The organism is Corallococcus sp. AB032C, from assembly GCF_003668935.1.
Taxonomy (GTDB): Bacteria; Myxococcota; Myxococcia; order Myxococcales; family Myxococcaceae; genus Corallococcus; species Corallococcus exiguus.
This window is the reverse complement of sequence record NZ_RAWP01000033.1, coordinates 1-20947: the sequence shown is the minus strand read 5'-3', so window position 1 is coordinate 20947 and position 20947 is coordinate 1. Positions and strand designations below refer to the sequence as shown.

Annotated in this window: 12 protein-coding genes; 1 reads left to right on the top strand and 11 read right to left on the bottom strand. The window is 70.1% G+C overall.

The window, feature by feature from the left end:
* Nucleotides 1-2 precede the first annotated feature (2 nt).
* Entirely contained in the window at nucleotides 3-1139 is a 1137-nt protein-coding gene (locus D7X99_RS16785; RefSeq protein ID WP_147476168.1) for a hypothetical protein, read from the bottom strand.
* A gap of 156 nt (nucleotides 1140-1295) precedes the next feature.
* Here D7X99_RS16785 and D7X99_RS16780 point away from each other — a divergent pair, with 156 nt between their 5' ends.
* Nucleotides 1296-3329 carry a membrane dipeptidase gene (locus tag D7X99_RS16780; protein ID WP_121778687.1) on the top strand — a complete coding sequence of 678 codons (2034 nt, stop codon included), beginning with the start codon at nucleotides 1296-1298 and terminating at the stop codon, nucleotides 3327-3329.
* Nucleotides 3330-3394: 65 nt separating this feature from the next.
* Here the strand turns inward: D7X99_RS16780 and D7X99_RS16775 are convergent, their stop codons facing one another.
* From D7X99_RS16775 to mxcK, 10 genes are all read right to left on the bottom strand, one after another.
* Nucleotides 3395-4687: a hypothetical protein gene (locus D7X99_RS16775; protein WP_121778686.1), complete on the bottom strand. Its 1293-nt coding sequence runs from the start codon at nucleotides 4685-4687 to the stop codon at nucleotides 3395-3397.
* Between the two features lie 53 nt (nucleotides 4688-4740).
* The gene (mxcH, locus tag D7X99_RS16770) at nucleotides 4741-7329 is read right to left on the bottom strand and encodes a TonB-dependent siderophore myxochelin receptor MxcH (RefSeq protein ID WP_121778685.1); all 2589 of its coding nucleotides are present in this window, start codon (nucleotides 7327-7329) and stop codon (nucleotides 4741-4743) included.
* Nucleotides 7330-7387: 58 nt separating this feature from the next.
* Nucleotides 7388-8668, bottom strand: a complete 1281-nt coding sequence (locus D7X99_RS16765; RefSeq protein WP_121778684.1) for a 3-deoxy-7-phosphoheptulonate synthase class II — start codon at nucleotides 8666-8668, stop codon at nucleotides 7388-7390.
* The gene (gene mxcG / locus D7X99_RS16760; protein ID WP_121778683.1) at nucleotides 8665-13053 is read right to left on the bottom strand and encodes a myxochelin non-ribosomal peptide synthetase MxcG; all 4389 of its coding nucleotides are present in this window, start codon (nucleotides 13051-13053) and stop codon (nucleotides 8665-8667) included. Before mxcG ends, D7X99_RS16765 begins: the two co-directional genes overlap by 4 nt.
* A gap of 43 nt (nucleotides 13054-13096) precedes the next feature.
* Nucleotides 13097-14002, bottom strand: coding sequence for an isochorismatase family protein (locus tag D7X99_RS16755; protein WP_121778682.1), 906 nt, complete (start codon nucleotides 14000-14002; stop codon nucleotides 13097-13099).
* 14 nt (nucleotides 14003-14016) lie between these two features.
* Nucleotides 14017-15660: a (2,3-dihydroxybenzoyl)adenylate synthase gene (locus D7X99_RS16750; RefSeq protein WP_121778681.1), complete on the bottom strand. Its 1644-nt coding sequence runs from the start codon at nucleotides 15658-15660 to the stop codon at nucleotides 14017-14019.
* Nucleotides 15657-16946: an isochorismate synthase DhbC gene (dhbC, locus tag D7X99_RS16745; RefSeq protein WP_121778680.1), complete on the bottom strand. Its 1290-nt coding sequence runs from the start codon at nucleotides 16944-16946 to the stop codon at nucleotides 15657-15659. Before dhbC ends, D7X99_RS16750 begins: the two co-directional genes overlap by 4 nt.
* Before the next feature lie 87 nt (nucleotides 16947-17033).
* The gene (locus D7X99_RS16740; protein WP_121778679.1) at nucleotides 17034-17807 is read right to left on the bottom strand and encodes a 2,3-dihydro-2,3-dihydroxybenzoate dehydrogenase; all 774 of its coding nucleotides are present in this window, start codon (nucleotides 17805-17807) and stop codon (nucleotides 17034-17036) included.
* A gap of 154 nt (nucleotides 17808-17961) precedes the next feature.
* Complete coding sequence (mxcL, locus tag D7X99_RS16735; protein WP_121778678.1) at nucleotides 17962-19242, bottom strand: myxochelin B biosynthesis transaminase MxcL; 1281 nt, start codon at nucleotides 19240-19242, stop codon at nucleotides 17962-17964.
* Between the two features lie 31 nt (nucleotides 19243-19273).
* Nucleotides 19274-20497, bottom strand: coding sequence for a myxochelin export MFS transporter MxcK (gene mxcK, locus D7X99_RS16730; protein ID WP_121778677.1), 1224 nt, complete (start codon nucleotides 20495-20497; stop codon nucleotides 19274-19276).
* Nucleotides 20498-20947 lie beyond the last annotated feature (450 nt).

Below are 20947 nucleotides of genomic sequence, written 5' to 3'. Positions count from 1 at the left end.
CCTCACCGCGCCGCTGGCGTGCGAGGCGGCGGAGTGCTGGCGGGGTTGGACGGAGGCAGCACCTTCTCCGACTGGCCGAGGAGCCGGCCCAGCACCTTGTCCATGATGGAGCTCAGGAGCTTGTCCGCGGACCAACCCGCGACGACCGCCAGCGCCATCAGCGTGAAGAACACGGCCTGGTTGTCGCTCACCACGATGTGGAAGAGGGCAGGGCTGGGGTCCACCCCGGTGCTTCCCGTCCGCGTGTCCACCGACAGCAGCATGCGGGACTGCTCCAGGAAGAGGAGCATCAGCGCCGCGAACGCGCCGATGACGGGCTTCACCATCAGGTGGTAGGCGAAGAAGCGGCCCGTTGCCCCCGTGGCGACGACGAAGCGCTCCTTCGACAGCATGTTGGAGATGATGGCCCCGGAGGCCCCCGCGAAGCCCACCAGGAGCAGGCCCCGGGGAATCAGCTCCCCCGGCCAGGTCTGGATCAACTCCCGCGTCAGCAGCACGAAGGAGATGACGAAGACCGCCAGCAGCAGGAGCGTGCTGAAGACCTGCAACGTGACATTGATGGAGAGCTGCCAGAACGTCTTGTCCACCTGCTGGTTGACGGTGTCGAGCGCCCCGCGAAGCACGCTGCGGCAGTAGCGGGACTCCTCCGCGTCGAGGGGCGGGGGAGCAACGCTTCCGGGCTCGTCCACGCGGGTGAGCTGGCGCACGCTCCGGGGCAGGGGACCGCTCGCCCTGTCCGCGCCGAGCCAGAGGTGGGCCCGCGAGTCGGTCACCCGGCGCTCGAACTGCTGTTGGATCTCCAGCGCCCGGGGCACCAGCATGGACGCGGGCATCACCAGCAACAGCAGCCCGTCGACCTCATGGATGAGCTCCCAGAAGGAGAAGGACCAGCGCCCCGTGGGCTTGTCCAGGCACCACCGTGCGGCCTCCAGCTTCTCCTGGCATTGCCGCAGGATGGCCGTCTCCTCGGCGGTGAGATCCTGGCGGATCCGGCACAGCTCGAGGAGCGAGGCGTTGCTCTCCACCCTGTTCCAGAGCAGCTGGGTGGCCGAGCCGAACCCCCACCGCCGCCGCCGGAAGCCCACGCGCTTCAGCAGCTCCGGTAGCGCAGAGTCGGGGAGCGTGTCGGTGGCCTCCATGAGGCACACATGGCCACGTCTCGGGCATGTGACAACCCTCCCGCGTGGCGCGTCGCGTCAATGCGAGGCTTCACCGCGCTTAGGCCGCAAGCATTGATTAGCTGGAACCGGGGCTGATACTCCCAGTGTGCCCCACCCCCCAGAGAGGTGCATTGCATGTCGCGTCGCTCCCGAATTGTCTCAAGGTATTTGTTCTCACCGCTGCTCGCGGCCACGTCGCTCGCGCTGGCCTGCGGGCCCGTCACGGACGAGCCGTCCGCCCCCGTGGAGGCGCCCGTGGAGGTGGCCCAGCCGCTCGCGGTGAGCGGCTTCGCGGAGATGCACCACCACATGTTCGCCGAGGAGGCGTTCGGCGGTGGGTGGTTCCACGGCAGTCACACCGGCACGCTGGCGAGCTGTGACGGCGGCATGCCGGAGAGCGACCACGCGCGTGTCCGCATGGACCTGAGCAACATGCTCAACCTCTGTCCCAACTCGGGCAACGTGAACCTGAGCGGCATCCCCGTCCTGTCCGACGTCTTCGGCGTGGGCGGCGCGGTGGCGTCGGAGATCATCGGCCAGGTCGAAGGCACCCAGGGCGACACCGGTCTGCACCTGGGCCGCATGGACACGCCCACCCAGTGGCCGCGCTGGGACACCATCGCGCATCAGCAGGCGTGGGAGGGCTGGCTGAACAAGGCCCGCCAGGGCGGCATGTCCCTGGTCATGGTGTCGCTGGTCAGCAACGAGTTCCTCTGCAAGGCGCTGCCGTACCAGAACCTCAAGCGCCCTTGTGACGAGATGATGGACGTGGACGTCCAGCTCCAGATGGCCCGCGACTTCGACGCGCGCACGGACTGGGCGGAGATTGCCCTTTCGCCCGCGCACGCCCGGCAGATCATCGCGCAGGGCAAGCTCGCCATGGTGCTCTCCATCGAGTCCAGCAAGCTCTTCGGCACCAAGGACTGGCGCGCGGAGTTGAACCGCGTCTATTCGCTGGGCGTGCGCTCGCTGCAGCCCGTGCACCAGCTGGACAACCGCTTTGGCGGCGCTGCCCCGCACAACGCCATCTTCCAGGTGGCCCAGTTCCTGGAGAACTGTCACATCGACACGGACTGCGGCCTCACCGGCAACGGCTTCACGCTCGGCTTCGACGTGGACGCCAACTGCAAGAACACCAAGGGCCTCACCGCGGACGGCAAGCTGCTGGTCCAGGAGATGATGAACAAGGGAATGCTCATCGACATGGCCCACATGTCCGAGAAGAGCGTCCAGGACGCCTATGCCCTGTCCCAGGGCCAGACGTACTACCCGCTGTTCATCTCCCACGGCCACTTCCGCGAGGTGATGAACCCGGACCTGGCCTCCAACGAGAAGACGACGCCGTCGTGGGTGGTCCGCTACGTGCGCCAGACGGGCGGCATGTTCGGCCTGCGCACCGCGCACGACGAGACGCGCAACTACAACCGCACGCCGGTGGCCAACAACTGCCAGGGCTCCACGCGCTCGCTCGCGCAGGCGTACGAGTTTGGCCGCCAGGGCCTGAAGGTCAACATGGGCTTCGGCGCGGACCTGAACGGCTTCATCCAGCAGACGCGCCCGCGCTTCGGTGACTTCGGCGCGTGCTCCGCGGGCTTCCACGCGGAGGCGGACGCGCAGGAGGAGCAGCAGCGCGTCTCCGGCCCGCCGCCGCTGGGCACCGACTTCGACGTGTACGGCCTGGCCCACGTGGGCCTCCTGCCGGACGTGGTGAAGGACCTGAAGCAGCTGGGCGTCAACACCACGGGCCTGGAGGGCTCCTCGGAGAACTTCATCCGGATGTGGGAGCGCGCCAACGGCACCCGCACCGGCATGGCGGACGCGGCCAACGACATCGACACCGGTGGCGTCGACCCCTACGTCGCCAAGGCCACCCGTGAGGCGGCGTTCCCGAAGATCTGCGGCAAGGCATACGCCCCCAGCACCAAGCTGGTGTCGGAGACGTGCCGCTTTGATCAGGAGTGCAAGTCCAGCCTGTGCAGCGCCCTGGACAACTGCGGCGACATCCCGGGTGTCTGCACCTGCTCCACGGATTCGCACTGCGCCTCGAACCAGTTCTGCGGCTGGGGCACCAACGACGGCAAGTGCGTGAACAAGCGCGCCAAGGGTTCGCTGTGCTCCGCGGGCCGCGAGTGTCAGTCCGGCAAGTGCTCGTGGCTGATGTGCACGTAAGCTGCCCGCAATGAAACGGCCCCCGGGATCCTGAGGATCCCGGGGGCCGGATGCTTCAGGAGCGACTAGCGCAGCTGCAGGAACGAGAACGACAGGCCCTGGTGCGTCGCCACCAGGTTGCCGCTCAGGTCCGTCAGCTCGCGGTAGTTCGTGGTGCCGCTGTTGTTGGTGAACTCGCTGAACACCGTGCGGCCGTTCATCTCGTACAGGAACGAGCTGCCCGTGCTGGCCGGCAGCGTGTCCACGAGCGTCGCGTTGGTGCCGGCGGCCGGGTCGATCTTCCACCACTTCCAGGCCACGGCGCTCGCCAGGGTGCGCGCGACCGTGTCCGCAGCGACCGGGTAGACGGTCTCATCCAGCACGCGCAGGTAGCCCGTGCCGTTGGGGCCCGCGAGCAGCGAGCCGGTGGCGCCGCCGTTCGTCAGCGTGCTCAGGTCCTTGAAGAAGTTCGTGTCGTACTTGTTCGTCGCCGGGTCGAACTTCAGGAGGCAGGGGGTGGGCACGCTGGAGTTGGTGCCGGACACGCGCTTCTCCGCGGCGCCGTACGCCTCCGTCGCCAGGTACACCTGGTTGTCCGTGCCCACGATGCCGTCGCGCACGTAGCCGCAGCGCTCATCCGTCACCACCACCGCGCTGTCGTTCGCCGTGTCCACCACGATGATGCCCGCCTTCTTGGTGACGGCGGCGCCCGCGCGCCAGCCCAGCGGCATCAGCACCTTGGTGCCCACGCGGATCGGGTTGGAGGCGAAGGTCGTCGAGCTCCCGGTGACAGTCATGTCCGGCAGCGAGATGCTGTTCGTCAGCGTCATGTCCTTCGGGTTCCAGATGATGACCTGCGAGTTGCGGCCGTCGAAGTAGTAGGCCTTGGTCTCGGAGGCGAACTGGAACTGGTTCTGGTACTCGCCGATGGAGGTGACGCCCTTGCCCGCGAAGGTGACCTCACCGGCCTTCTCCAGCGTGTTGCTGGCCGTCAGGTTGTAGCGGGTGACGGTGGCGCCAGCGCTGCTGGAGACGAAGATGGCGCCCGACTTCGAGATGCCGGAGCCCAGCGCGCGGCCGTTGATCTGCGTGGCGTTGGCGGTGGACAGCGGCGTGGCCGGGTCCAGCGTCTCCGTCAGGATGACGTAGCTCTGGGGGTTGCCCTCGACGCTGACCTGCGCGACGAACGCGTACATCGGCGGCGTCGTCGTGCCACCGTCGGTGTCCGTGCCCGCGTCGGTGTTGGTGCCCGCGTCGGTGTTGGTGCCCGAGTCCGGGGTGTTGTCGTCGCCGTCGTCGTTGCAGGCGGCCGCCGTGAAGGCGAGGGAGAGCGCCAGCAGCAGGCGCGCGGAGGTGCGGAAGAAGGGTGAAGGCTTCAAAGGACTTCCCTTTCAAGTGGGGTGAGGGTGCTGCGAATGACGGAAGGCGGTGCTCAGCGCTCCAGCGTGAACTTGGCGGCGATGAGCCGCCCGGGGCGCTGGACCCCGTAGAAGTCGTAGGTCTGGGCGTTGGTGATGTTCTGGAAGTCCAGCGTCCAGCTCAGCCGGGTCGTCATGTCGCGGATGACGTAGGTGAGCGCCAGCCCGTGCGTGAGCTGTGAATCGATGCCCAGCTTCTCGTCGTTGCCCAGCGCCTCCCAGGAGAGGAGGAAGTCGTCCACGTAGCGCGTGCGCCACGTGACGAGCAGCTCGTCCTGGAACTTGAGCAGGCCGGACACCCGGACCTGCGCGCTGCCGTTGGCCGTCAGGTAGGGACGGTTGGGGATGCGCTGGTCCTTGAACTCGGCGTAGTTGCCCTCGCCGGAGGTGTTGCGCAGATCCTGGTACGTGGCGTTGCCGTCCAGGCTCAGGTAGCGGCCCGGAGACGTCCACCCCAGGGAGCCCATCGCGCCCAGCGCTCGGGAACCGTAGACGTTCTGGTAGGTGAAATAGCTGCCCTGGCCAATCAGGATGATGAGCTGATCCGTCAGCCGGGCAAAGCCGTTCACGTTGGCGCGGAAGCTGCCGGCGCGGCCTGGCTCGGACGCGTAGCCCAGCCCCAGGTTGAAGTTGTGGCTGGTCTCCGGCTGGAGCTCCAGGTTGGCGTCGATGAGGTTCCCGTCACCGAAGATTTCATCCGGGCGCGGCAGCCGCGTGGCCCACTCGTAGGAGGCCTTGGCGCCAAGCTCGGGGGTGATGCGGAAGCGCAGGCTGTCACCCAGGCCGAACTCGTGCGCGGTGCGGCCCTGATCCAGGAACTCCGCGCTGGCCAGCAGCTTCTGCGCGCGCACGTCCTGGAGGTAGTCCTTCACGAAGGCGATGTTCTGCAGCCGCCCGTCGATGGCATCGAGCTGGTACTCCAGGCCCGACACCAGGGACGTGACGCCGCGGGGCGCGGTGAGTGGATCCGGCTGGTTGTTCGCCTGGAGCCGGCGGTCCTCGCCGGAGCGCGCCACGAAGGTGGGCGACACCGCGAGCCGCAGCGTGTGCGCGCCACCGGGCACGGGCGTCCAGGCGGCGTTGAGCCGCGCGAACGCGGTGTGCTGGTTGACGTAGCGCTCCGTGCCGCCTTCGCTGATCTCCCCCGGCTGGGGCAGGGTGAGGAAGCAGCGGCCATACCAGTCGTAGGCGCACGAGCCGATGTCCAGGAACCGGTTGCGGCGGAACGTGTACCCGCCCACCGCGTCCACGCTCACGCCCGGGTCGTAGTTCTGCGCGTAGCGCAGCGTGGCGCCCGCGGAGCCGTCGGCGGTGGTCACCTCGCCGTAGGCTGCCTCCATGTTGACGTCGTTCTGGATGTCGCGGCCGGCGGCGTTGACGAAGCCGCGCATGAGCAGTCGCCGCGCCCAGGGCTTGTCCACGAAGCCCGCCTCGACGCTGGCCCCGCCCGCGCGGTAGCCGTCGTGGAAGCGCCGCACCTCCACGGGCACGGGCTTGCCCAGGTCGTTGGGCACCTCCACGTTGACGGGGTAGTCGTTGCGCGCGTCGTCGTAGAAGCCGTGCGCGCGCACCAGCAGGCCGGTGGACTCCTGATAGTGACGGCCGCTCGCGGTGAAGCGGTGGATGTTGAAGGAGGCCAGCTCGTAGGAACCCGCCACGGCCGAGCCGCGCACGTCCTGGTCGGTGACGAGCTCCACGGCGCCACCCAGCACGTCCGCGCCGAAGCGGATGGGCACCACGCCCGTGTAGACCTCCATCTGCTGCACCAGGTTCACCGGCACGTTCGCCAGGCCCGGGCCGTAGCCCGCGAACTCCAGCGGGACGCCGTCGATGAAGAAGCGCACCTGATCATCCGACAGGCCCGCGATGGAGATGCGCGCGGTGCTGCCCAGGCCGCCGGTGCGGCGCACGTCCACGCCCTCCGTGCGCGCCAGCGCGGTGCCCAGGTCGGCGGACTCCATGCTGGCCTGCTCCAGCTCGATGACCTGCACGGCCTCCGCGGACTTGCGGCGGCGCTCGGCGCGCGTCTCGCCCACGGCGGTGACCTCGACGTCCTCCTGGTACTCGGTCGGGGCCTCGTCCTGGGACGCCGCGGCCTTCGGGCCGCTGGACAGGGCGGGCGGGGGCGTGGCGGCCACGGCCTTGGATCGGCCGGGCAGCTGGAAGACGTAGGTGTACGTGACGCGCGCGGGGGCAGGGACGCCGTTGCGCTTCGCGGGCGTGAAGCGGAACTGGAGCGCGGCGGTGCGCGCGGCTTCATCGAAGCCGTGGCCCACGGGCTCCATTACCTCCGCCTGCGTCACCACGCCCTGCGTGTCCACGCGCAGACGCAGGCGGACGTTCGCCTCCAGCTGCGCGCGCTCCGCCTCTTCAGGGTAGGGCGCCTCCACGGTGTGGAGCAGCTTCGGCAGCTCGATGACGGGCTCCGCTGGAGCGGGCGCAGGAGCTGCTTCGGATGCCGTGGGCGCGGCCGCCGGATCCTCAGCCTGCGTCGTGCCCGCGTGAGCCAGGCCACCGAAACAAATAGAAGACAGCAGCGCCGCGCCCAACTGGGACCGCCACCTGCGCTTCGCCTCGATCGCGATTATGAAAATGGTTCTCATTTTCAACGGCGCGACGTTTAGTCGCTCGAAGTCTGAGCTGTCAAGGCTGCATGGCAATTCAGGCAGCGCGGTCTTGGGGGGTGAGCACCGTGGTGTGAAGGCCATCCGCGACGCGGAACGCGAGCTGGAGCGACTGGTCCGCGTTGAGGCGCGGATCGCAGTGCGTGTGGTAGCGGTCGGAGAGGTCGTCCTCGGACACGTCCAGCGGGCCGCCCAGGCACTCGGTGACGTCCTGGCCGGTCATCTCCAGGTGGATGCCCCCGGGGTGCACGCCCTCGGCGGCGGCGACCTGGAGGAAGCCCATCACCTCCGCGAGGATCCGCTCCAGCGAGCGCGTCTTGTAGCCGTTGCTGGCCTTGTGCGTGTTGCCGTGCATCGGGTCGCTGGACCAGACGACGGGGCTGCCATGGCGCCGGGTGGCGGCCATCAGCCGGGGCAGGCGCGCGGCGACCTGATCCGAGCCGAAGCGGCCAATGAGCGTGAGCTTGCCCGGGATGCCCTGGGGGTTGAGCGTGTCGATGAGGCGGACCAGGTCGTCCGGCTCCAGCGTGGGGCCGCACTTGATCCCGATGGGGTTCTGGATGCCGCGCATGAACTCCACGTGGCCGCCGTCCAGCTGGCGGGTGCGCTCGCCAATCCAGAGCATGTGCGCGGACGTGTCGTACCAGCCGCCCGTGGCCTCATCGACGCGCGTCATGGCCTGCTCGACGTTGAGGAGCAGGGCCTCGTGGCTGGTGAAGAAGTCCACCGGGCGCACGGCGCCTTCGGACTCCGGCCGGTGGCCCAGGAGGCGGGTCAGGTCCGTGTAGCCCTCGCGCGCGAAGGCCCGCACCAGCTGCATCGTCTCCGCGGACTGGTGGTAGGCGCGCAGCAGGCGCTGGGGATCCGGCGTCCGCTCGCGGGCGTCGAAGTCCATGCCGTTGATGATGTCGCCGCGGTAGCTGGGCAGCGTGACGCCGTTGAGGGTCTCCGTGGCGTTGGAGCGCGGCTTGGCGAACTGGCCCGCGATGCGGCCCACCTTCACCACCGGGCAGCCGCCCGCGAACGTGAGCACGCCCGCCATCTGGAGCAGGAGCTGGAAGGTACTGCGCACGTTCTCCGCGGAGAACTCCTTGAAGCTCTCCGCGCAGTCGCCGCCCTGGAGCAGGAAGGCCTTGCCCTCGGCCACCTGGCCCAGGGCTTCGCGCAGGCGGCGGGTCTCTTCGGCGTGCACCAGCGGAGGCAGCCGCGCCAGCTCCGCCTCCACGCGCGCGAGGGCGGACGGGTCGGGGTAGTCGTCTGGGATGTAGCGGACCGGCTTCGCCCGCCAGGAGGAAGGGGACCAGGAGGTATTCGTCACGGGAGCGCCGTCACTTTCGGGGGCAGGATTCCCTGCGCGACGCAGGAGTCGAGGTAGCGATAGAGGAGGTCGCGGTCGGTGGGAGGGCAGCGGACGTCGGTGCCCTCCAGCGCGGCCAGCAGACGTTCACAGCGGATGGGGCCCAGGCCAAAGGCCGGGGTGGAGTCCCCGCTGCGCAAATCAAAGAATGCGAGCGTGGCGTCGTGGCCGCCGGAGCCCTTCGCGACGCGGTCGCGCCACTCCGGCACGTGACACAAGTCCAGCGGGTAGCCGTAGTCGCGCACCCAGCCGAAGAGTTCGGACAGGCGCACTTCCTCGGCGGGCGTGACGTTGAACACCGCGCCCGGATGCGACGCACGCGAGAGTTGGACGATGGCGCTGGCCACGAAGTCCACCGGCGTCCAGACCTCGCCCACGTCCAGCAGCGGCAGGGCGCGGACGGGCAGGCCGGCGAGCACGATGCGCCACACCAGGTCCTGCGTGTTGACGAGCGCGGTGTCCGGAGCGCCCACCACGCGGCCCAGGCGGTACACCGTCGCGGGCAGGCCGCGCTCGGACGCCTGTTGCACCAGCCGCTCCGCGATCCACTTGCTCTGCTGGTAGCCGTCGCGAAGGCCGGGGTGCGAGGGGACGAAGGCCTCCGGCACGTCCGGGGACAGGTTCGCCTGGGGCGCCACCGCGATGGTGGACACGTAGTGGAAGGGCTTGGGGCGGACGGCGGCGGCCAGCTTGAGCAGCTCGCGCGTGCCGCGCACGTTGACGCCCTGGAGGCTGCCGTACTCGCGCACCACGCTGACAACAGCAGCGTTGTGGATGACGGCGTCGCACTCGGCGGCGAGTCCGTGGAAGCGCGTGGCGTCCAGGCCCAGCAGCGGCTGGGAGAGGTCCGCCGGCAGCGCGAGCACCCGCGCCTCCAGTCCGGCAACAGGGAGCTTCTGGCCGGTAAGCGCCGAGCGCAGCCGGTCCATGGCCTGCGCCTCGTCCTTGGCGCGCACGGGGCAGATGATCCGCGCGTCCGTCCGGGCCAGGAGTTGGTGGAGCAGGTGCGCGCCGACGAAGCCGGTGGCGCCCGTGAGGAGGATCTGACGGAAGCCCTGGCCCCGGCGCGGCAGCTCGCGCGCCCAGGCCTCTCCCGTCGAGGAGGGGACGACGTCCTCGCCCAGCTCCGCGTCCGCGATCATCGCGGGCGTGAGTCCGCCAGCTTCGGCACCGCCCGTGCTTCCGCCCTGGAGCGCTTGCGCGAGGCCGGACACGGTGGGGTGCTTGAAGACGGTGGCCACGGGCACGTCGCGGCCCACCGCGATGCCCAGGCGGTTGGCCACCTGGATGCTCTGGAGGGACTGGCCGCCCAGCTCGAAGAAGTCATCCTGGAGCGACGTGGCGGCGCGGCCCAGCACCTGCTCCCAGACCTCCAGCACCGTACGCTCCATGGGCGTGGCGGAGGCGAGCAGCGCGGCGCTCTCATCCGCGGGCATCGCGTTCTGGAGGGCCTTGCGGTCGATCTTCCCGGTGCTGGTGCGGGGCAGCCGCTCCGCGAAGGCGAAGGCGCCGGGCACCATGGGGGCGGGCAGCGCCGTGAGCAGGTGCTTGCGCAGCTCCGCGGGCGAGGGCTCCGGCGAGGCCACCAGGTGCGCGCACAGCCGGCGGGACCCGCCCGGCAGCACCTGTCCGACGACGGCGGCCTCACGGATACCGGGATACTTCAGCAACACGGTTTCGACTTCGCCCGGGTCGATGCGGTGGCCGCTGATCTTGAACTCGTCGTCCACGCGGCCCACGAACACCAGTTGGCCGTCGTCGCGCACGCGCACCTTGTCGCCGGTGCGGTAGGCGCGGGGCGTTCCCTCCACCGCGTCCAGGCGGGTGAAGCGGGCGGCGTCCAGCTCAGGGCGGCCCAGGTATCCGCGAGCGAGCGCGCCGCCCATCAGGCACAGCTCGCCCTCCTTGCCGGGGGCGGCCAGACGTCCCTGCGGGGTGACGACCGCCGCGATGACGCCGGGCAGCGGGCGGCCGATGGGGACCTCGTCACCGGAGGGCAGGGCGTCCGGCCCGGCCAGCTCGGCGACGGTGGCGACGACGGTGGCCTCGGTGGGGCCGTAGGTGTTGAGCAGGTGCACGCGGTCGCCCGCGACGTCCTTCCAGCGGGCGATGCGCTCCGGCAGCGCCGCCTCACCGCCGATGATGACGGTGCGAAGCGCGCCGGGCAGCTGGGCGGCGCCAGTGGACAGGCTGTAGGCCAGCTCGTGCCAGAAGGCGGTGGGTAGGTCGAGCAGGGTGATGCCGGCTTCGGCGCAGGCCTCCATGAGGCGCGGCACCGACTGGAGCATCTCGTCCGTGCGCAGCACCAGCCGTCCGCCCGCGCACAGCGTGACGAAGATCTCCTCCACGCTGGCGTCGAAGTGGAGCGGGGCGAACTGGAGGACGCGGTCCTCGGGGCCGACGCTGTAGCGCTGCGTCGCGCCCGCGACGAAGTGGGCCAGGGCCCCGTGCGTGATCTGCACGCCGTTGGGCTGCCCCGTGGAGCCGGACGTGTAGATGACGTAAGCGAGCTGCGCCTCAGAGCTCGACGCGGGCTCCGCATCGCGCGCTTCCGGCTGCTGGGCAGCGGGCACTACTCGCGGGATGGCGTGCGCCGTCGAATCCAGCGCCGAGGTGTCAGCCTGCTCCAGCCGCTGCACGACGAGCACACCCGGCGCGGTCGGATCCGTGTCGGGCGAGGGGCGTTCGGACACCACCATCACGGAGGGCCGCGCGTCCTGGAGGATGGCCGCGTTGCGAGTGGCCGGGCCGGTCGGATCAATGGGCAGGTAGCCCGCGCCCGCGAACAGGATGCCCAGGCTGGACACGATGGCGTCGATGCCCCGGGGCACCTTCACCGCCACCGCCGTGTCGGGCCGCACGCCCGCTTCGGTCAGGCGCGAGGCCAGGGCCTGCGACGCCGTCACCAGCTCGCGGTAGGTCATCCGCCAGCGGCCGTGCTCCAGCGCGACCGCGTCCGGACGGACGTCGGCCTGGGCCTTCAGCAGCTCCAGCACCGGGCGCACCGGAGGCACCGGGCCGCCATCAAGAACAGAGCCCGCAGCGCCCGAAGCGGAACGCCGCACCGGCTGCTCGGGCTGGGCGAGCAACGACTCCAGCAACTGGAGGAACCCGCGCTGGTGCTCCTCGAGCGAGGCCTCCGTGTAGCAGGCGGGGTTCGCGTCCAGGTCCACGCGCAGGGCCGTTCCACCCGACCGCGCATGGAAGCCGAAGGACAGGTCCTCCACCGGACCCGCGGAGATGTTGTGCGCCGTCCCCGGCACGCCCGCGAAGTCCAGGGCGTAATCGAACGGCATGATGTTGACGACGGGGCCGAACAGCTTGCGCTGGCCACCCACGAGGCGCAGGTCGCGCCGCAGCTGCTCGTAGCGGTAGCGCAGGTGCGGACGCGAAGCCTTCATCTCCGCCGCCACGTCGCTGGCCAGCGCGTACAGCCCCGCGTCCGACCGCACGGCGATGCGCAACGGGACGATGTTCATGGCCATGCACGGCACGCGCAGAGACGCCGAACCCAGGCGGCCCATCACCGGCAGACCCAGCACGGCCTCCGGAGCGCCCGTGCGCTGGTGCAGGTAGATGGCCGTCACGGCCAGCACCACGTCGGACCAGCTCACGCCCGCCTGCTTCGCGCCCGCCTGCAGCGCCGCCATCAGCTCCGGCCGCAGGTATTCCGAGCGCCGCAGGAAGCGCGACGACATGGGCGCCGCCTCCGCGAGCAGCGGGGGCACCGGCGCGTCCTCGAAGCGCTTCACCCAGAAGTCGCGGTCCTTCTGGAGCTGGGCGCCGCTCCGGTACGCGACGTCCTCATCCAGCACGGGGCCCAGGTGGCTGAACCCCGCCGGCGCGGCCTTGCCCGTCACTTCCGCCGTGTAGAGCTCCGCCACCCGCCGGGCGAGCAGCGAGAAGCCATAGCCATCCATGGCGATGTGGTGGATGCGCTGGAACCAGAAGGACCGCTCCGGCCCCACTGTGAGCAGCGCCTGCGCGAACAGCGGGCCCGTGCCCAGGTCCACCGTGCGGCCCAGGTCCTTCCACATCCACTCCTGCGCGGCGGCCCAGGGGTCGGACTCGCCGCTCAGGTCCACGTGCTGGAGCGTCCAATCCGTCCCTGCGTCGATGCGCTGGGCCGGGCCTTCCTCACCCGCGACGAAGCGCGAGTGCAGCGCGTCCGCGTCCGCCACCGCCTTGCGCAGGGCGGACTCGAAGCGCACGGGATCCACGGCGCCACGGAGTTCAATGCACTCCCCCGCGTTGTAGACGGGGCTCTTCAGGTCGAGCTGTTGCCCCACCCAGATGCCGTGCTGGGCCGCGGTCAGCGGGCGGTTGTCCTGGGATGGGGGAAGCATGACGGGGAACTCCGAGGGGGAAGGGTGCCGCCCCGAGGGCGGGTTATGAGGCGCGAGCGCCGGAGGCCATCGCGACAGGCTGCTTCGCGGCGAGCAGCGCGTACCAGTCGGTGAGCGTGGGCTTCTCCGCGAGCTCCACGAAGGACACCTCCGTGCCGCCCTGCCGCCAGCGCTCGACCAGGCTCATCAGGCGGATGGAATCCATGCCGCGCTCGAGCAGGTTTTCGTCCTCGCCAATCGCGGACGCGGACTCCATCAGCAGCTCCGCCACGTCCGCGCGAAGCTGCTCGCGGTCCACCGCCGCGCCAGCGGCCTGCACCGGCATCGCGTCCATGAGCTGCTGCGTGGTGGTGACGAACGCCACGAGCTTCGAGGCGTACTCCAGCGCCATCTGGTGCTTCTCCAGCGAGAAGTCCGCCACCGCGTCCGCGACGAGGAAGGGACGGATTTCGCTCATGGAGCCGTCGCTGGCCGTCTGCAGGCAGCCGATGTGCGCGTAGATGCCGCAGATGATGAGCTGGTCGCGGCCCTGCTCGCGCATCAGGTCCATCAGGCGCGTGTTGCGGAACGCGCTGTAGCGCCACTTGGTGAGGACGGTGTCGTCCTGCGCCGGGGTGAGCTCGTCGATGATCTGCTGTTTCGGACCGGCGCGGACGCCGGGGCCCCAGAACTCCAACTGGAGGCCGCGCTGCTCCGCCGTCTGGTCTCCCGGCTGCGCGGAGTAGACGACGGGGATGCCCAGCTTCACCGCGTGATCGCGCAGGCGCTGGATGTTGGCCACCAGCTCCGTCACCGGGGACTGGCCCTGCGTGAAGGCGTCCACGAAGTAGCGCTGCATGTCGTGGATGAGCAGGACGCAGCGCTTGGGCTCGGGCGTCCAGGCAAGCTTGTTCCGGGGCAGCTCCGCCGCGCCGGGCATGGAATAGGGGGCAATGGCAGGCAGTGCCATGAAGGGCTCCTGTTTCAGGGAGAAGGAGTGGAGAGGGACTGGCGCAGGCTGTCGCGCAGCGCCTTCTTGCTGACCTTGCCGACGCCCGTCTGCGGGAAGGCCGCGACGAACTCGATGCGGTCGGGGATCTTGAATGCCGCCAGGCCACGCTGGCGCAGGAAGGCGTTGAGCGCGGAGGGGGCGGGGGCCTCGCCGCGAGGGATGACGACGGCGCAGGTGCGCTCGCCCAGGAACTTGTCCGGGATGGCCACCACCGCCGCGTCGCTGACGGAAGGGTGCGCGAGCAGGTGGTTCTCCACCTCCTCCGCCGCGACCTTGTCGCCGCCCCGGTTGATCTGATCCTTCGCGCGGCCCTCCACCACCAGGTATCCCTCCGGCGTCAGGCGCACCAGGTCGCCCGTGCGGTAGAAGCCGTCCATGGTGAAGGCCTTGGTGTTGTGCGCGTCCGCCTTGTAGTAGCCGCGGATGGTGTACGGCCCGCGCGTGAGCAGGTGCCCCGTCTCACCGGGCGCCACCGGCACGTCGTCGTCGTCCACCACGCGCAGCTCGTCCGCTTCCGACATGGGGCGGCCCTGCGTGGTGACGATGAGCGTCTCCGGGTCGTCCAGCCGCGTGTAGTTCACCAGGCCCTCGGCCATGCCGAAGACCTGCTGGAGCCCGCAGCCCAGCGTGGGGCGCACGCGCGCGGCGGCCTCGTCGCTCAGCCGGGCGCCGCCCACCTGGATGACCTTCAGGCTGGACAGGTCATGCTTCTTCGCCAGCGTCGAGTCCAGCCACACCATGGTCAGCGGAGGCACCAGCGCGGTGACGGTGACGCGCTCACGCTCGATGAGCGGGAAGGCCACGTCCGGGCTGGGGTTGAGCGCCATCACCGCCGTGCCGCCCACCTGGAGCGTGCCCAGCACGCCAGGCGAGGACATGGGGAAGTTGTGCGCCGCGGGCAGCGCGCACAGGTACACCGTCTCAGCGGTGAACTGGCAAACGTCCACGCTGGCGCGCAGGCTGTAGATGTAGTCGTCGTGCGTGCGCGGGATGAGCTTGGGCACGCCGGTGCTGCCGCCGGACAGCTGGAAGAACGCCACGTCGGACGGCGACGGGCCCTCCAGCGCCTCCAACGTCAGGGGCTCCGCGGGCACGGAGGCGAGCGCCGTATGCGCACCCGCGTCACCCAGCACCAGCACGTGCTTCAACGTGGGCGTGGCGGCCTTCACCTGCTCCGCGAGCCCCCGGTAGTCGAAGCCACCGAAGCGGTCCGGGATGACGTACGCGACGGCTTCCGTGAAGGCGCAGAAGTAGCCGATCTCCGAAGCGCGGTGCGCCGGCAGCGCGAACACCGGCAGCGCGCCCATGCGGAACAGCGCGAAGATGACCTCGTAGAACTCCGGCACGTTCGGCAGCTGCACCACCACGCGGTCGCGCGCACGGATGCCCAGGGCGTGAAAGCCCGAGGCCATGCGGTCAACGCGCGCGTCCAGCTCCGCGTACGTCCAGCGGTGCGTGCCGCCCACCAGCGCCACGCGCGACCCGAAGTCCCGGGCGCGGTCGCGCAGGAGCTGACCGAAGGTCTCCCCACGCCAGTAACCGGCCTCGCGGTAGCGCTGGGCAAAGTCCTCCGGCCACGTGGGGCAGCCGGGCAGGTGTTCCCGCGCGGTGCTCACGGCTGCACCTCGAGGCCCAGGCCCATGGCCTGGAGCATGGTGCGGAACTTGGCCTCGGTCTCCGCGAGCTCCGCCTCCGGCGTGGAGCCCACGACGATGCCCGCGCCCGCGAACAGCCGCAGGGTGCGCTCGTCGGCCTCCGCGCAGCGGATGGTGACGGCCCACTGACCGTCGCCGTTCGCGTCGCACCAGCCCACGGTGCCCGTGTAGTAGCCGCGGTGGAACGGCTCGATGTTGCCAATGGCCTCGTGGGCCAGCGCCGTCGGGTGGCCGCACACCGCCGGGGTGGGGTGCATGGCCAGCGCCAGCGTCAGCGAGGTGATGGACGGATCCTTCAGCTCACCGGTGATGCGGCTGGACAGGTGCCACATCGTCTGGGTGCTCACGAGCGACGGGCCCTTGGGCACGTCCAGCGTCTTGCAGAAGGGCCGCAGCGCCTCCGCCACCGCGTCGATGACGACCGCGTGCTCGTGCAGGTCCTTGGGCGAAGCCATCAGCCGCGTGGCCCGCGCCGTGTCCTCCACCGGATCCGGGCTGCGCGCGGCGGAGCCGGCCAGCGGATTGGCCAGGACCTGGAGGCCGGAGCGCGCCACCAGCAGCTCCGGGCTCGCGCCGATGAGCGTGCGCCGTCCCGCGCCAGGGGCCGCGTCCGCGTGCTGCGGCAGGTCCACCGCGAAGGTGTACCCATGCGGGTTGCGCCGGGCCAGGTTGTGCAAGAGCTGCCGCAGGTCCACCGGCGCCGCCGTGTCCACGTGCAGGGAGCGCGACAGCACCACCTTGCGCAGCGGGCCCTCCTGCATGAGCTTCAGCGCCGCCGCCACGCCGTCCTTGTACGCGGAGGGCTCCGGCACGGGCCGCAGCGTGTACTGACCGGCCAGGGGAGACCGCGCGGCAGCGGCCGCGTCGAACACCATGGGCCCCGCGCGCTGGAGGGTCATGGGCACCACCAGGTGCGCGGCCACCTTGCCGTCGAAGGGCACCGCGCCCACCGCCACCGGGATGTCATGCGCCGCGTCCCGCGAGGCGTTGAGCACCGCGGCCACGCGCTCCGGCAGGCCGTCCAGCGAGTTCGCCCCGCCCGCGTCCGGCACCGTGGCGAACACGCCGCGCGCCAGCATGGTGCGCTTGGGGGACGCGAAGAAGAACCCGCCCGCGTCGTAGTCGCGCAGCAGCCGAGCCGCCAGCGCCTCCTGCTCCGGCTCTCGCGCCACGGCCGGCGCGCCCACCACGCCGTCCACCGTCCGCGCGTCCGTCTGCCGTTCAACGATTTTGGTATCAGGAATCATTCTCAACTCGGGGCGATTTGGGGGGAAGGACCTGCGTCCATCCCGGGAGGAAAAGTCAGGGGGGAGGAGGCGAACGTCGCGGGCGCGCTACACGCCCAGCGTGGCGCCGCCGTCGATACACAAATCGTGCATCGTGATGTGTCGGGCCTGGTCGGACGCGAGGAACACCACGGCCTCCGCGATGTCGTCCGGCGTGGCGATGCGCCGCAGCGGGATGCCCGTGCGGTAGGTGTCCAGCGAACCCTGGATGACGCGCGCGGGGCCGGACTCGTCCGTCCACATGCCCCGCTGCATGGCGGTGTCGGTGGAGCCGGGGGAGACGACGTTGCAGCGGATGCCGTGCTCAGCCAGCTCCAACCCCAGGCACTTGGTGAACATGGTGGAGGCGGCCTTGGACGCCGCGTAGGCCGCCATCTGCATGCGCGGCACGCCCGCGGCGTTGGAGCCCACCGTCACGATGGCGCCGGAGCGGCGGGGCACCATGTGCCGGGCCACCGCGCGCGAGACATGGAACACGCCGTGGGTGTTGACGGCGAAGGTGGACATCCAGTCCGCGTCGCTCTGCGTGAGCACGGACCCCATGCGCAGGATGCCCGCCACGTTGGCCAGCACCTGGATGGGGCCCAGCTTGGAGTCGATGGACGCGATGGCGTCCTCGATGCCGTCCTTGTCGCGCACGTCCACCGGGAACGCGGTGGCCTTCAGTCCCTGCTGGCGCAGCTCCGCCACCAGCAGCTCCAATCCCGCGGCGTTCTGGTCGAACACCGCGACGGGCATCGTGCGCGCCAGCTTGCGCGCCACCGCCGCGCCAATGCCTTGCGCCGCGCCCGTCACCACCGCGTGTCCCGTCGTCGAAGCCATCAGCCGCTCGCCTGGATTGTTTGAATGAAAATGAGAACCATTCTCATTTTCCGGGCCGGGAAGTGCCATGGTCACGAATTCCTGTCAAGGTGGCTCATGCCTGGAACGCCCGGCGTCTGGCTTCACGGGCGGTGGTTGATCGATTGTTTCAGTCTCAGGCGGCGCTGGTCTTGGCGGCGGCCGTCTCGCGGAGCACCTCGCCGGCGGCGGCGATGGTGTGTTCAATCTGCTCCACGGTGTGCACGGCGCTGATGAAGTTCAGGTCGCGGCGGAGGATGACGCCCCGGCGAGCCATGCCGGCCTGGAAGGGGATCATCTTCTCGATGTGCTCGGGGATGACCTTGCTGAAGCGGAAGAAGGGCACGGCGTCGTAGCCGATGACCTCCAGGCTGGAGCCCGTCTCACGCGCGTGGGCGTTGACGCCGTCACGCAGGCGGCGGCCCAGGTTGGCGATGTGCTCCACGTAGTTCGTGGTGCGGTATTCCTTGATGACCGCCTCACACACGGCCAGTGAGAGCATCTCACCGCCGAAGGTGGTGGACACCTGGAGCTCACTGAGACGCGACAGGTACTTCTCAGGGCCCGCGATGGCGGACAGGGGCATGCCCGCGGCGATGCCCTTGGACAGCGTGACGAAGTCCGCCTGGATGTTGAAGAACTGCTGCGCGCCGCCCAAAGCCAGACGGAAGCCGGTGACGACCTCGTCCAGGACGAACAGCACGCCGTGCTTCGCGCAGGTCTCCTTCACCTGGAGGAGGAACTCGCGGGTGACGGTGCGGTTGTACGGGATGGCCAGCAGCACGCAGGCCAGCTGGGCGCCGTGCTTCTCGATGTGCTCGATGAGCGCGGGCTCGTCCGGGGGCGTGAAGAGGGGCAGGCGCGTGGTGAGCTTCGCGACCGTCGGGGGCACGCCCGGCGTGTCATACATGAAGTGGTCGTGCCAGCCGTTGTAGCCCACGGTGACGATGTGCTCGCGGCCGGTGAGGTGGCGAGACAGGCGCACGGCGGCGGAGGTGGCGTCCGCGCCCGTCTTGAAGAAGCGGGCCATCTCCGCGCCGGGAATCACTTCCACCAGCGCCTTCACGGAGGAGACCTCCACCGGCGTGGGCAGCGAGTGGATGATGCCTTCCGCCAGGTGCTTGCGGATGGTCTCCGCGACGGCCGGGTGGTTGTGGCCCAGCATGTTGGCGCCCAGCGCCTGGATGAAGTCGATGTACTCCTGGCCGTCCGCGTCCTCCACCAGGGCGCCGTTGCCCTTGGCGAGGAACACGGGGAAGGCGCCGGGGGCGAAGTGGTCCGGCTTCTTCATCATCGTCTGCGTGACGCCGGGGACCCACTTGCGGGCCTCGGCGAGCAGCTGGTTGGAGCGCTCCAGCTTGATCTCACCCACGATGGGGCGAGGCAGGGATGGGTGACGGGGTGTTGCCTGGGACATGGAAGGGTCCTGGTGAGGGGTGAAGAGGGATTCAGGGCGCGGGCGTCGCGTCCAGCCGCACGGCGCGGCCCACGAAGGTCCACAACAGCCCGAGCGCGAGCGCGGAGATGCCCACGGCCAGCCAGCCCAGCTGCGCGAAGCCGATGAGCGTGCCGTCCGGCGCGGTGGTGAGCAGGAGTCCTCCCATCCACGCGGCGAGCCCCGAGGCCCCGTCGCTGGCGGCGATGTTGACCGCGAGGTAGCGGCCCCGGATGGACGGCGGCACCTGCGACGCGACCAGCGCCATGGTGGGGATGGCGCGGCCGGAGGTGAGCGTCATGAAGAGCACGAACACGACGGCCACCACCGGCAGCGGAGACGGAGGCAGGTGGGTGAAGAGCAGGTGCGGCACCATGGTGGCGACGAGCAGCAGCCCCAGCGCGCGAGCAGGGCCCATGCGGTCCGCCAACCGTCCAATCCAGCGCGAGCTCACGAAGGTGGCCGCGCCACCCGCCAGGTACACCCAGGGCAGGTCCGTGAGGGACAGGCCCACGTTGCCCACCATGAAGGCGCCCAGGTAGGGGATCAGCAGGAAGCTGGCGAACACCACGGTGAAGGTGAGGCCCCAGCCCATGGCCAGCCGGGGCGTGAAGCCCGCGGTGGCGGAGGCGCCGGACGCCTGGGACATGTGCCCGTCCACGCGCGGCAGGAAGCGCAGGAGCAGCAGCCACACGAAGCCCGCGACCGCCGCGAGGACGATGAACGGCGCGCGCCAACCCCCGAGGTTCGCGAGGCCCAGGCCCAGCGGCACGCCCGCGACGGCGGACAGCGCGTAGGCCGTCATCACGGTGCCAATGGCCTGGCCCCGGCGCTCCGCGGGCACGGTGTCGCTGACGATGGCGATGACGACGGCGCCCATCAGCCCCGCGCAGCCTCCGGCGACGGTGCGAGCGATGAGCAGGCCCGTGGCCCCGGTGGCCGCGCCGCACAGGAGCGTGGCGATGATGAAGCCCGCGTAGAGCATCAGCAGCGTGCGCTTGCGCTCCAGGCGATCCAGCCAGAACACGCCGAGCACGCCCATGGCCGCGGACGCGAGCGTGTACGCGGACACCAGCGCTCCGAACCGCGTCGCCGACAGCGAGAGCCGCTGCATCAGCAACGGGCCCAGCGGCATCAGCATCATGAAGTCGACGACGTGGGTGAACTGCACCGCCGCGAGCAGCCACAGCAGCGTGCGCTCACGCGGGGCGGGGGATGGAGCACTCAAGACAATCACCTGAATCCAGACACACGTCGGCCATGGCTCGGCCCGGCAATGCCAGGCAAGGCTCTGCCGGACCCGGGCGCGCTTCGCGCCGGACCGCCGTATTTTGATGCAGCTTAGCGAATGATAATGAGAATCATCCTCAGAAATCCTCTGGAGTCAATGGGAAAGCGGGTTCTGTGACGCAAACGTCTCTCCACGGCCTTGCGGCGTACGTCCGGCTTGACGGGCTGCGATGGGGGCGGAAGGGTCGGTATTGGAGCGCAGTCCATCCCCGTTCGTTCCGACCCAGGAGTCGATGGTGAAGAAGCTCGTCAACGCGCCGCGCGCGGTGGTCCAGGAGATGTTGGAGGGGTTCGTGGCGCTGGCGCCGGGCCAGGCGTTGTTGGAGGGGGAGACGGTGGTGGTGCGCGCGGACGCGCCGGCGGCGCTGGGGGCGAGGAAGGTGGCGGTGTTGTCGGG

Bases quoted from the DNA above. Each gene is read 5' to 3' on its own strand.
- D7X99_RS16785 (WP_147476168.1), bottom strand. From the start codon at position 1,139: ATGGAGGCCACCGACACGCTCCCCGACTCTGCGCTACCGGAGCTGCTG.
- D7X99_RS16740 (WP_121778679.1), bottom strand. From the start codon at position 17,807: ATGGCTTCGACGACGGGACACGCGGTGGTGACGGGCGCGGCGCAAGGC.
- D7X99_RS16780 (WP_121778687.1), top strand. From the start codon at position 1,296: ATGTCGCGTCGCTCCCGAATTGTCTCAAGGTATTTGTTCTCACCGCTG.
- mxcH (WP_121778685.1), bottom strand. From the start codon at position 7,329: ATGAGAACCATTTTCATAATCGCGATCGAGGCGAAGCGCAGGTGGCGG.
- D7X99_RS16755 (WP_121778682.1), bottom strand. From the start codon at position 14,002: ATGGCACTGCCTGCCATTGCCCCCTATTCCATGCCCGGCGCGGCGGAG.
- mxcL (WP_121778678.1), bottom strand. From the start codon at position 19,242: ATGTCCCAGGCAACACCCCGTCACCCATCCCTGCCTCGCCCCATCGTG.
- dhbC (WP_121778680.1), bottom strand. From the start codon at position 16,946: ATGATTCCTGATACCAAAATCGTTGAACGGCAGACGGACGCGCGGACG.
- mxcG (WP_121778683.1), bottom strand. From the start codon at position 13,053: ATGCTTCCCCCATCCCAGGACAACCGCCCGCTGACCGCGGCCCAGCAC.